This window comes from Mycobacterium sp. SMC-18, from assembly GCF_045310895.1.
Taxonomy (GTDB): domain Bacteria; phylum Actinomycetota; class Actinomycetes; order Mycobacteriales; family Mycobacteriaceae; genus Mycobacterium.
In genome coordinates this window covers 1-12,396 of sequence record NZ_JBJIAL010000054.1, presented here as the reverse complement: position 1 = coordinate 12,396, position 12,396 = coordinate 1, and the positions used below count along the sequence as shown (strand labels likewise).

The following is a 12,396-nucleotide window of genomic DNA, read 5'->3' as shown; positions in this document are numbered from 1 at the left end:
GATTAACGCAACATGGTCGACCAATCACGCCCGGACGTCGCGTCACTACCGCTACCACCGGTGAATCCGCTGCCTCGCAAACAACGTCTCGCCGCGTGCCGTTCCTTCCACACCGGCACCGATGTCCTGCGCGACGCCGGCGGCCCGGTCACCCGCTTCACCCTCGCGCCGAAGTGGCTGATGCCTCCCCTGGTCGTCGTCACCTCCCCGCAGGGCATCCGGGACACCGTCACCTGCCACGACGGCTCGATCGACAAGACCAGCGACGTCAGCCAGGAGCTCGAGCGCATCATCGGCGCCAACCTGTTCGTCGTCGACCATGAGCACTGGCTGCCGCGCCGACGCACGATCCAGCCCGTGTTCACCAAGCAATCGGTCGCCGAGTTCGGTGGCCACATGTCCGAGGCGGCCGAAATGGTCTGCGCCAGTTGGGACGACGGCGCCGAGATCGACTTGGACGCCGCGGCCCGACGGGTCACGATGCGCGCACTCGGCCAGAGCGTGTTCGGGGTCGACCTGAGCGATCATGCCGAGTCGATCGACGCACCGATGCGCGTGGCCGTCTCCTATGCGGTGTCTCGGGCGATCAACCCGGTGAGCTTGCCGCGCTGGGTTCCCACCCGGGCGCGCCGGCGTGCGTACGCGGCGGCAGCGACGATCCGCAAACTCGCGCTGGATGTGGTGAAGGCATGCCGGGCCGATCCTGAGATGAACGCGCCTCTGGTGCAACAGTTGATCGCGGCGAAAGATCCCGACACGGGTAAGCCGTTGTCGGACTTGGACATTGCCAACGAGCTGCTGATCTTCATGTTCGCCGGCCAGGACACGACCGCGACCACGATCGCGTACGCACTGTGGGCGCTGGGCCGTAACCCGGAGATGCAGGACCGTGTCCGTCAGGAGGCGTCCCGATTCGGCGACCGCGAACTGACTCCCGATGATGTTGCCGGCTTGGGATACACCATCCAGGTGCTCAAAGAGTCGATGCGGTTGTGTCCGCCCGGGGCAACAGGTTCACGGATGGCCACTCGCGATGTCGCCGTGGCCGGGTACCGGATTCCGGCCGGCACGATGATCGTCATGGGCCGCATGTCTGTGCACCGTGACCCCAGCCTGTGGGACAGGCCGCTGGTGTTCGATCCGGAGCGATTCACCGAAGCGAACAGCCGGGGTCGTAACCGCTGGCAGTACATCCCGTTCGGCGGCGGTCCACGCGGCTGTATCGGCGACCATTTCGCGATGCTGGAAGCCACGTTGGCCCTGGCAACCATCGTGCGTTACGCCGAAATCGATTCTCTCGATGACGAATTCCCGATGGTGGCCCCCTTCACGCTCGTGGCCGGAGGACCCATCCGGGCCAGGATCAAGCTGCGCTGACCAACGGCCGCCCCTTGGTGAGCGGGCGGTCCTGCGAGCAGTCTGAGTCGAGCCGGCCGACAACCCCTCGTATGTCGGCCGGCTCAACCCGTTGAATTCGTGGTCTACTCCACGGCGCGGAGTTGGCCGTGCCGGATAAGTGCGGTGACGGCTTCGTCCCAGCGGCGCAAGTTCTCAGGTTCGAGGAAAGCACCCGGGATGTGTCGCTCGATGTGCTTTCGAAACAGGATGGTTCCCGCGCGCACAATCAGCGGAAGCAGCGCACCCCACTCCGGGTCAAGGTCTTCACGGGTCAGCCCCATCTTTTCGAAGTGGACCCGCTGCGCCTCACTGATGGCGAACATGCCGTCAAAGATGGTTTCGCCCACGCCTTCGGGTTCGAGCATCTGCATGCAGATGTACTCGAGCACGTGCGGCTTCTCCGACATGACCTCGGTGAAGCGATGCCCCATGGCGACCAGCGATTCCTCTGGCGGAGCGTCGGGGTTCTGAATCTTGGCGGCCAGCGCGTCGATCGCATGATCGTCGACTGCGGCGATCAGATCTTCTTTGGCCTTGAAATGGTGTTGAACACGCCCGACGCTGACGCCCGCCGCGTCGGCGACGTTTTTCAGCGTCGCCGCCTGCGTCCCGCGTTCCGCGAATACGGTCAGCGCAGCCTCGATGATCATCTCGCGGCTGGTGGGTTTGGCCGGTTCGCGTCGACGTGTGAACACGGTCTCCATGCGAGTAGACAATACATGGAACTCGTGTCACGATTCGACTGTATCGGCAACCAATATCAAAAACTTGGCTAACGGTACAGACATATCGGTACGGCCGGTTGCGTATCGCCGCAAACTGGAGGGCCAAGCCCACACCGCGAGGCAAACGCCGCAGTCAGGAAGAGATCAGGAAACATGACCGATTCGGCATTGCGCGCGCCAGGCGGCCAGCCGAACGCAGGTGCCACGACACAGCGAACGAGAATCTGATGCCGGCGATCACCTACCCGGCCCCTACGGGTCCCGTTCCCGGATATCTCGCGGCACCCGACGGCGCCGGGCCGTGGCCCGCGGTGGTCGTCATCCAGGACGTCCGCGGACTCACCGCCGACATCCGCCGCAGCGCTGACAAATTCGCCGAAGCCGGCTATCTGGCGTTGGCTCCCGACCTTTACGGCGGACACAAGCCCAAGATCCGATGCGTCGCCAAGACCATCCGCTCACACTTCACCGGCGAAGGCCCGGCTTACGACGACATCGAGGCCGCCCGTTCCCACCTTCTGGCCGACCCACGCTGCAACGGCAAGGTCGGGATCGCCGGCTTCTGCATGGGCGGGGGCTTCGCCCTCGTCGTCGCCGCGCGCGGCGCATACTCAGCGGCCGCATCCATGTACGGCCTGGCCCCCAAGGACATCGACAGCCTGGAGCGATCCTGCCCGGTCGTCGCGAGCTACGGAGCCAAAGACCGAATCGTGAAAAAGGGTGCGGCCCAACAACTTCAAACCGTCCTGGCGCGCGCCGGCATCGCCCATGACGTCAAGGAATATCCCCTTGTCGGCCACGCCTTCATGAACGACTTCGGCCTACCCCGCGTTCTCAAACCCGTGGAAACCCTTGCCCGAATGGAGTTCTCGGAGTTGGAGGCCGAAGACTCCTGGCAGCGGGTCTTCGCGTTCTTCGAAGACCATCTCACCTGACAGATCACCAAACATGACCGCAATACTGCAGAAGTCAGCTATTCCGTCGCCGATGCCGCCGTGCACGCTTGATCCGGACCGGTGGGTCAACGCCGGGAACGACGCCGAGGTGAAGGCGTTGTGCCGCTCATGCCCGCGCCGCGCGCGTTGCGCCATCGAGGCCATCAACACCCCGGGCATCTCTGGCGTCGTTGCCGGCGTGCATGTACCCGATGGGGGCCGCCCCCGCGCTTTCGCCCTGCGTCAGCTGCGAGCGGTGGCGGCCCTCACCGGGATGTCTGAAACACCCTGACTACCTCACGCGAGTTCAGCCGGCTCGGGCGCCGGCTCCGCATCCACCGACGATTCCCGGGTCTGCCTGCGGGCAATGCGGGCCGGACCAGCGACGTACCACGCGGCCGCGGCGAGCAGCACCGCAAGGAAGATCCACGGCATCAAGGCTGCCGGCCAGGCCGGGAGTGGATACACGTTGCGGTAGAAGACGTACCCGAGGCAACCGGTGACAGTCATCCCGATGATGACGGCGGCACCGATGCCGGCCTGTGGCGCCAGGCGCCGCACCAGAATCGGGATACCCAGTCCCATCAGCATGTAGGCAACCATGTAGCCGAAGGTCCCCAGGGTTCCGGTGTAGGAATACACATCGAGTTCGTTGATTCCGCTGAGCCCCAAGCCAAGTGCTGCGGCCAGGGCAGCCACGCTGAGCAAGATGATCGCCACATGCGGGGTCTTGCGGATGGGATGTGTCGCCGCCATCTTGCTGTGCACGAGCTGCGACTCCCCCATCGATCGCAGTACCCGACTGGCCGCTGTCAGTGAGCCGGTCACGCAGGCGAAGTTCGAGGCCACCGCGCCCAGATCGATGCCCAACGCAAGCCAGTGAAAGCCAAGGCCATCGGCCAACGTGTTCAACGGCGTTGCATCGGCGGCCAGGTTGTCGGCACCACCGAATCCGACAATCTGAGCGTAAGATGCGTACAGGTAGAGCGCGCCGGCCAGGAGCGCACTGCCCGTGACGGCCCGCGGGATCGTCCGCTGTGGGTCCTTGGCCTCGACGGACAAACACGCAGCCGACTCGAAGCCGACGAAGCCCAGGGTCGCCAATACCATGCCGCTGACCACCTGTTGCACCGTGATGCCGGTGGGCATGAGCGGCGCGAGGGTGAAGCCATGATGAAGTAGAACCATGGTGCACACCAACAGAATTGCTCCGATTGAGAGCACCTCGAGCACCACGCCGGTCCATGCGGAGATCCGGACGCCGCGGATCATCATCCAGGCCGCGCAGACCACACACAGGATTTCCAAAACCACCGTCACCGAAATCGAGGTAGCGGGCGCGCCGGCACTCACCGGTGGAGCCACTCCGAGAAGGGGTTTGGTGTACTGCGAGAATTGGGCGACGCAGCCGACGGAGATGAGCAGATACCCGAGAGCGAGACCGGTCGAACCGACGAACCCGACAGCTCTACCGAACGCGGCGGTGATATGTGAGAGCAGGTCCTCCCCCGGCCGCAACCGCGCGGCCCGGGACACGCACCAGCCCACCAAGAGCAGCACGCACAAGGAGACGGCGTAGGAATACAAGGTGCCTGCGCTGGCGCTGGCTGCCACAAGCGTTGCGCCGGAAACCATCACGGCACTTGGCGCGATACCGGCCGTCGATTGCGCGACGAGCTCGACACCGCTCATACTGGCGGCCGCAAGCCCGGTATCCGCATTCTGCTGAGCATCTCTGAGTTCCTCGAGCCGCTCGACATTGGATATAGACGGCATAGATCGGCCTCCTCATGGTGATTGGTCGGTCCACGAACACGGCGCGGACCGCATGCCGGCTACAGTGCCGACGGCTGGGGTGTGGGCTAAATGACCTAGCGGGGCAACCGCTTTCGGTTCACCAGGCAACTTTAGAGTCGGGTTGTTACGAGAAGTGACGACGAATGTTAAAAGCGCCGACAAATACATTCGTCATTCACACTGAATGACGCGGCATTGGACAGCGGAGACCGGTATCGCGTAGATGTGTATTCGCGGCGAGTCGGCGCAAGCTTCTGCAGATACAGAAAATTCCGGCTATTGCCCGGTGCTGGAATCAGCGAGCCGACTGTAGTTCCGAGCCGCATACCGAATAGCGTTGTAACACAGAATATCTGGAAAGTTATCGTGGATCTCGGGCGACTTCAGAGCACCCGATGACAGGTGAGCCCGGCGCGTCGTTGTGACGCCCATTCGCAAACTCTGCATTTCCCTGTAATTCATCGATAAGAATATTTCACAGGGCTTTGACAGCTACGACTGCCGTCAGCGTGAACTACTTCCTATTGGCGAAGATGATGCGGTGCCATTCTTTTTCGGCGAGCGAGGTGATGTCGCTCATCACGTGCTTGATGGTCAGGTATTCCTCGAACGAATAGGCACTCATGTCTTTGCCGAACCCGGAAGCACCGAAACCGCCGTGCGGCATTTCGGAGATGATCGGGATGTGGTCGTTGATCCACACGCAGCCCGCCTGGATTTCGCGCGATGCCCGCTGGGCTCGGTACACGTCACGAGTCCACGCCGAGGCCGCCAACCCGTACTCGGTGTCGTTGGCCTGCCGCAGCGCGTCGTCATCGTCGATGAAGGGCCGCACGGTCAGCACGGGACCGAAAATCTCGTCGCGGTAGATCTCGGAGTCTTCCGCAACATCGGCGATCAGGGTCGGCGGGTAGAACGTACCGGGACCCTCGGGCATGGTTCCGCCCGTCACGATCCGGCCGCCCTGCTGCTGGGCCCGCTCCACCATGCCGGCGACTTTGGTCCGGTGTGGCGTCGAGATCACCGGTCCCAGATCGGTATTCGGGTCGTGCGGGTCGCCGGTGACGACCTTGCCGAACAGTTCGGCAACTCCGGCCACAAAGTCGTCGTACAACGGTTGCGCCACGATGGCGCGGGTCGCCGCGGTGCAATCCTGGCCCGTGTTGATCAGCGATGCCGCCACCGCACCATGGATCGCGGCATCCAAGTCGGCGTCATCGAAGACCACGAACGGAGCCTTACCGCCGAGTTCGAGCTGGGTGCGGTGGCCATGGACGGCCGCAGCTGCCATCACTCGTCGCCCGACCGCTGTCGAGCCGGTGAACGTCACCATGTCGACATCGCGATGCCCGGCAAGGGCTGCGCCGACGTCCGCGCCCAGCCCGGTCACGACATTGAACACACCTTCGGGCAGCCCGGCTTCGCCGGCCAACCGGGCCAGCGTCAGCGTGGTCAGCGGGGTGATCTCGGCAGGCTTGATCACCACGGCACAACCAGCCGCCAACGCGGGCAACGCCTTCCAGACCGCCATCTGCAGCGGGTAGTTCCACGGCGTGATGGTCGCGACCACCCCGACAGCCTCGCGCCGGATGCTCGACGTGTGATCGGCCGAGTACTCGGCACTGGCCTTGCCCTCGAGGTGTCGGGCGGCACCGGCGAAAAAGTCGATGTTGTCGACGCTGCCGGGCACGTCGAAGTTCGCCGCCAGCCGGACCGGTTTACCGGTCTGCCGCACCTCCTGATCCACGAGCTCGTCGGCGTTCTCGGCGGCCAGTTGGGCCAGCCGCGCCAGAACCGTGGCCCGCTCGGCCGGAGTTGCCCGGGCCCAGCTCGGCTGTGCAGCGCGGGCCGCAGCTACTGCGGTGTCCACATCGGCGGGTGTCGCCAGCGCATATGAGGCCACGACAGCACCTGTCGCCGGATTGATGATGTCGAACGGATTGCCGTCCGTCGTCACGATCTTTCCGTTGATGAAGCTACCTGCGACGACCTCGCCTCCACCTGCGCTCACGATCTAGCACGCTACCCCAAGACTGCTGCGGTTTCCACTCGAAATCACGCTTCCTACGACTGATTCCGTCGTACATGTTGTTCTGAACGACGAAATCCGTGCACAATTGACGCCATGGCCATCTCCGATGCACCGCCTGATGCCGCTGCGCTGCCTGCGCGAAGTAACCAATCTCGGGGCGGTGCCGCATTCCAGCTCGACGAGCTCTCGAAAGAGATCATCGAGCAACTGCAGCAGGATGGCAGGCAGTCCTACGCCGCCATCGGTAAAGCGGTCGAACTATCGGAAGCGGCCGTGCGCCAACGGGTCCAGCGCATGATCGACTGCGGCGTCATGCAGATCGTCGCCGTGACCGACCCCGTTCAAATGGGCTTCGGACGCCAGGCCTTGATCGGCGTTCGCTGCACCGGCGACACCACCAAGGTCGCCGACAAACTCGCCGCCATCGAGTCTGTCGATTACGTAGTGCTGACCGCCGGCACCTTCGACATCATCATCGAAGTCGTCTGCGAAGACGACGGCCACCTGCTCGACCTGCTCAACAGCAAGATCCGAGCCGTGCCCGGGGTGTTGTCCACCGAAACGCTCGTCTATCTCAAACTCGTCAAACAGCAATACAACTGGGGCACGCGATGACCACAATCAATGCAGCACAATCACTTTCAACCGACTTGGCAGCCAAGGCCAAGCGGCATCTGTGGGGCCATTTCGCCCGCCACGGGGCCGACATCACCCCGCCCATCATCACCCGCGGCGAGGGCGTCACCATCTTCGACGACCGCGGCAAGAGCTACATCGACGGGCTTTCGGGCCTGTTCGTCGTACAGGTCGGGCACGGCCGCGAAGAACTCGCGGCCGCCGCTGCCCGGCAGGCCGAGCAACTGTCCTTCTTCCCGTTGTGGTCCTACGCAACGCCGACCGCGATCGAACTGGCCGAGCGCATCGCCAACTATGCGCCGGGCGACCTGAACCGAGTCTTCTTCACCACCGGCGGCGGCGAAGCGGTCGAGAGTGCCTGGAAGCTGGCCAAGCAGTTCTTCAAGCTGACCGGGAAACCCGGCAAGCACAAGGTGATTTCGCGTTCCATCGCGTACCACGGCACGCCGCAGGGTGCGCTGGCGATCACCGGCATCCCGGCTTTCAAGGCGCCGTTCGAACCGCTCACCCCCGGCGGCTTTCGCGCGCCGAACACAAACTTCTACCGGGCGCCCGATGCCTACGCACACGACCCGGAGGCCTTCGGCCGGTACTGCGCCGACCGCATCGCCGAGGCCATCGAATTCGAGGGCCCCGACACCGTCGCCGCAGTGTTCCTGGAGCCGGTGCAGAACGCGGGCGGCTGCTTCCCGCCGCCACCGGGATACTTCCAACGCGTCCGGGAGATCTGCGACCGGTACGACGTCCTCCTGGTGTCCGACGAGGTGATCTGCGCCTACGGCCGCATCGGCTCGATGTTCGCCTGCGACGATTTCGGCTACGTCCCCGACATCATCACCAGCGCAAAGGGTTTGACGTCCGGCTACTCCCCGATCGGCGCGATGATCGCCAGTGACCGCCTGTTCGAACCCTTCAACGACGGCAAGACGATGTTCGCCCACGGCTACACCTTCGGCGGACACCCGGTGTCGTCGGCGGTGGCGCTGGCCAACCTCGACATCTTCGAGCGCGAGGGCATCAACGACCATGTCAAAGCGACCGCCCCGGCTTTCCGGGCAACACTCGAGCAGCTGTACGACCTGCCGATCGTCGGCGACGTCCGTGGCGAGGGATTCTTCTACGGCATCGAGCTCGTGAAAGACAAGGCCACCAGGGAGACCTTCAACGGCGAAGAGTCCGAGCGCCTGCTGCGCGGCTTCCTGACCCCAGCGCTGTGGGAGGCAGGTCTGTACTGCCGCGCCGACGATCGCGGCGACCCAGTGATCCAGCTGGCTCCGCCGCTGATCAGTGGGCAGAAGGAGTTCGACGCGATCTACGACATCCTGCGCACCGTCCTCGACGAAGCGGGGCGACGCCTCTAGACGGCTCTGTCCCGAACTCTTGGCTGCCCGAACAGATTTGGGTGGCTACCCGCCGAAATGGGTGCCGGTCAGATCTTCGGAAGCCGTCCAGACGCGGCGGGCTTCGTCTTGGCTGCGGATTCGGCTGTAGGGCTTCTGTTCGGCGGGTGCACCACCAAGATGCATGAACCCCTTGGGCCCGTACAGCTTTCCGCCGGCATTCGGTGTGGTGGCGGCCATCAGAGCGGGGAGCTTCGCGGTTTCGACAGTTCCGACGATGAGGCCCACTGCTGAGGCTCGCCGGATGAGCCTGACACCGAGAGTATCGCCGTTGCGGCCGATCTCGGGGCGCACGGCGAGCAGGCTCGTGGGGGCGACGCCGGGGTGGGCGAGATTGCTGGAGATCCCCCAGCCGAGCTCGCGGCTGCGCCGATCAAGCTCGAGGCCGAACAATCCGAACGCGATCTTGGACTGGCTGTACGCACCGAAGCCGTTGTAGGACTTCTCCCAGTTGAGGTCGTCCCAATTGATTGATCCGCGGTTCGCCGCAATGCTGATCTGCGAGGTCACACGGGCTTTCCCGGCGCGCAGAAGCGGCAGTAGGTGCGCGACGAGGGCGAAGTGTCCCAAGTGATTGGTGCCGAACTGCAGCTCGAACCCGTCGGCCGTCATCTGCCTGGCGGGCGGTGTCATCACGCCGGCGTTGTTGACGAGTAGGTGAATCGGCCGGCCGTCGTCAAGCAGGCGCTGGCTCAGGCTCGCAACCGATTTGAGGGATGAGAGGTCGAGTGGCTCGACTGACACTCGAGCGTTGGGTGTCTCGTTGCAGATCGTGGCAACTGCGGCGTCGGCTTTGACGGGATTGCGCGCGGGGAGGACAACCTCGGCGCCGGCCGCAGCCAGGCGACGAGCTGTGCCAAGGCCGATGCCGTCGGTACCGCCGGTCACCACGGCGCGGGTGCCGGTGAGGTCGGGCAGGGTGATATCGATCGGGGCGCGATGCATGGGGTTCCTCCATCAGGTGTGAACTCCACAGTCACACCCGCGGGAACCCGTATCCAGGGATCGGCGATCCCTGGATACGGGACGGAGTGGTCGTACTGTGATTGCGGAGAGGAGACGCAAGTGATCGACCGGGCCGGACTCGCCGAATTTCTCAGGCGCCGCCGTAGCGCACTCCAGCCGGAAGACGTCGGACTACCGCGAGGGCAACGTCGGCGCACTCAAGGTCTGCGGCGCGAGGAGGTCGCGGCGCTTTGTCACATGTCCACCGATTACTACACGCGCCTCGAGCGCGAACGAGGTCCACATCCGTCGCCACAGATGATCGCGGCGATAGCCCAAGGCCTACATCTGAGCCTTGACGAGCGCGACCACCTCTTCCGACTGGCAGGCCACCACGCCCCGCCCCGCGGTGCTACCGGCGACCACATCACCCCGGGGCTGCTGCGAGTGCTGGATCGATTGTCAGACACTGCGGCCGAGATCGTGACCGAACTCGGCGAATCCCTGCGACAGACACCGCTGGCAGTCGCGCTGACCGGGGACGCGACGAAGTTCACCGGCCCCGAACGCAGCATCATCTACCGATGGTTCACCGACCCCGCGAGCCGAGAGATCCATCCCGTAGACGACCACGCATTCCTGTCGGCGATGTACGCATCCGGGTTGCGGGCGAGTCTGGCCCTGCGCGGCCCCGATTCCCGTGCAGCGTGGTATGCCGACATGCTCCTCGCGCGCAGCGAAGAGTTCCGCGGATTGTGGGAAGACCATGCCGTCGGGATTCGGCCCGAGGAGGCAAAACGCTTCCTTCACCCGCAGGTTGGGCTGCTCGAACTCACCTGCCAATACCTCGTCGACCCCCAACAGTCCCACCTGCTCCTCGTGTACACCGCCCAGCCGGGCTCGGAGAGTTACGAGAAGCTGCAACTGCTCGCCGTCGTCGGAAACATCGCCATCGACAACCAATTCGGCTGAGCGCACTACCAGGTGGGCCGAAGTCGCCGGTCGTCGAGACGGCGACTTGCCAAGGCCTGCCCTCGGTAGTGACGAGTTACCATGCAGATTGCGGAGTTTCACATCAGTTCGCTGTCACGGGGCTTCGCGCCAAGCCGGAGTGCGAGGGCCACCAGCAGGACGAGGACCAGACCGGTAGCGGCAGCGTTCATGTCGAACGGTCCGGCGTTGGGCCAACCGGCCTCGGACCGCGCAGATCCGCGCAGGAAAGGCACAATCGCGAAAACCGCGACCACAATTACGCTTTCGCCGACCACCACTACCGGGAAGTGCTCCACCGCGATCCGCCACGCGGTGCGATTATCGCAGTCACGCTGCGCGGCGCGGATGCGTGGCAACAGCACACGCACGTTGTAGGCCCCCGCAGCCATCAGCAGCGCAACGCATATCAGTTTGAGTCCGAGCGCGCGGCCGTACGGTGTGGTCAACAGCTGAGTCGGGGTACCGACGTGGGTCCACGTCATCCAGGTTCCGCTGATGATCAACGCCCCAACCGCATACAGCGCAACGACACTGAAACGCTCCCAGAGACGCCGCCATTCATCGGTAAGGGCTGCGGCACTCTCGCGGACATCGCTGTTGCCGGCCGGGCGTCGCCCCATCACCGCCACCGTGGCCAGCACGATGAGGCCCCCGGCCCACAGCAGGGCGCCAACCACATGGGCGATCGTCAGCACGACGCTGGGCAACGCATGCGCCGTCAACGTCCGGCTGATCAGCTGCGGTACGACCGCGGTCAGGACAGCGCAGCCGGCCACACCGATGCCGGCCGAGCGTGACGGATGCCACCGGACCCAGAGCAAACCTCCGATGGTCAGCAAGTAGAAAAATGACTGCACGACAGCGATTTCGCCCGACCCGAGCCAACCACCGCGCGCGGGTGGGGCCGTGATGAATGCAGATACTGCCTGCCATGAGAGCGCCTGCACGAGTCCGGTTTTCGCGAACGCCGCCACCGCACTCAGGTGATGCAGGACCGACGTCGCAAAAACCAGGGCCGCCACCGGAAGCGCGAGGCGACCCAGCCGCCGTGCCAGGATGCCGTGGGCAGAGCACGGACTGACCAGCAAGGCCATGCCCACACCGATTCCCGTGGCACTGGCCAGTCCGATGTCATAGAGGACCTGCGTGACCACGGCCATTGCGCTCGGAGACGGAGGTGTCATGGCTCAACCCACCACCACGGGAGCGTCCGAATCGCCGACTCTCATTGTGTTCGTAGCTGATTCCTGAAAACGTGGCACGCGTATGTTTCCTCGATCGACATGTCCTGGGCAGTCTCGTGTGCACCGGATCACCCGCCATCGTTGTGCCCGCGCGTGGGTGCACGGTCAGCGCAACATGTCAACAGGCTATGAATCGAGACGTGACGACGTTTCGACCGGGCCGGCGAGCTCAACGCGCTACACCGGCTACTACACACATGTCGGCGCTGCCGACCTAGTGTCCTGCGCCGGGAATTCGTTGAAGATATGAACCGAGTCGTTCGAAGATCTCGTCGGCGGTCTTGGTCCAGT

General features: G+C 64.3%; 11 protein-coding genes. 6 read left to right on the top strand and 5 right to left on the bottom strand.

From position 1 onward, the window contains the following. Positions 1-12: 12 nt before the first annotated feature. Positions 13-1,377, top strand: a complete 1,365-nt coding sequence (locus tag ACJH6J_RS27365) for a cytochrome P450 (protein WP_406776081.1) — start codon at positions 13-15, stop codon at positions 1,375-1,377. 104 nt (positions 1,378-1,481) lie between these two features. Here ACJH6J_RS27365 and ACJH6J_RS27360 read toward each other — a convergent pair whose 3' ends face one another. Next, complete coding sequence (locus ACJH6J_RS27360; RefSeq protein WP_406776080.1) at positions 1,482-2,102, bottom strand: TetR/AcrR family transcriptional regulator; 621 nt, start codon at positions 2,100-2,102, stop codon at positions 1,482-1,484. Positions 2,103-2,350: 248 nt separating this feature from the next. Here ACJH6J_RS27360 and ACJH6J_RS27355 point away from each other — a divergent pair, with 248 nt between their 5' ends. After that, complete coding sequence (locus tag ACJH6J_RS27355) at positions 2,351-3,058, top strand: dienelactone hydrolase family protein (RefSeq protein WP_406776079.1); 708 nt, start codon at positions 2,351-2,353, stop codon at positions 3,056-3,058. A 13-nt stretch (positions 3,059-3,071) separates the two neighbouring features. Then, on the top strand, positions 3,072-3,350 hold the full coding sequence (locus ACJH6J_RS27350) for a WhiB family transcriptional regulator (RefSeq protein WP_406776078.1): 279 nt from the start codon (positions 3,072-3,074) through the stop codon (positions 3,348-3,350). A 5-nt stretch (positions 3,351-3,355) separates the two neighbouring features. Here ACJH6J_RS27350 and ACJH6J_RS27345 read toward each other — a convergent pair whose 3' ends face one another. Together ACJH6J_RS27345 and ACJH6J_RS27340 are read right to left on the bottom strand one after the other, a co-directional pair. Further along, a complete protein-coding gene (locus ACJH6J_RS27345) occupies positions 3,356-4,834 on the bottom strand; it encodes an APC family permease (protein WP_406776077.1) in 1,479 nt (492 codons plus the stop codon). Between the two features lie 535 nt (positions 4,835-5,369). Next, the gene (locus ACJH6J_RS27340) at positions 5,370-6,866 is read right to left on the bottom strand and encodes a gamma-aminobutyraldehyde dehydrogenase (RefSeq protein WP_406776076.1); all 1,497 of its coding nucleotides are present in this window, start codon (positions 6,864-6,866) and stop codon (positions 5,370-5,372) included. A gap of 114 nt (positions 6,867-6,980) precedes the next feature. Between ACJH6J_RS27340 and ACJH6J_RS27335 the strand changes: the two genes are divergently transcribed. Next, complete coding sequence (locus tag ACJH6J_RS27335; RefSeq protein ID WP_212806785.1) at positions 6,981-7,502, top strand: Lrp/AsnC family transcriptional regulator; 522 nt, start codon at positions 6,981-6,983, stop codon at positions 7,500-7,502. After that, positions 7,499-8,884 (top strand): aspartate aminotransferase family protein, encoded by a 1,386-nt coding sequence (locus ACJH6J_RS27330; protein ID WP_212806786.1) that lies wholly within the window; start codon positions 7,499-7,501, stop codon positions 8,882-8,884. The genes ACJH6J_RS27335 and ACJH6J_RS27330 overlap by 4 nt, the downstream gene beginning before the upstream one ends. A gap of 45 nt (positions 8,885-8,929) precedes the next feature. On the opposite strand, the gene ACJH6J_RS27325 is transcribed toward ACJH6J_RS27330, so the two are convergent. After that, a complete protein-coding gene (locus tag ACJH6J_RS27325; RefSeq protein WP_212806787.1) occupies positions 8,930-9,868 on the bottom strand; it encodes an SDR family oxidoreductase in 939 nt (312 codons plus the stop codon). A gap of 120 nt (positions 9,869-9,988) precedes the next feature. On the opposite strand from ACJH6J_RS27325, the gene ACJH6J_RS27320 reads away from it, so the two are divergent. Next, complete coding sequence (locus ACJH6J_RS27320) at positions 9,989-10,840, top strand: helix-turn-helix transcriptional regulator (RefSeq protein WP_406776075.1); 852 nt, start codon at positions 9,989-9,991, stop codon at positions 10,838-10,840. Between the two features lie 98 nt (positions 10,841-10,938). On the opposite strand, the gene ACJH6J_RS27315 is transcribed toward ACJH6J_RS27320, so the two are convergent. Beyond that, positions 10,939-12,021, bottom strand: coding sequence for a copper resistance D family protein (locus tag ACJH6J_RS27315; RefSeq protein ID WP_346414538.1), 1,083 nt, complete (start codon positions 12,019-12,021; stop codon positions 10,939-10,941). Positions 12,022-12,396: the final 375 nt, after the last annotated feature.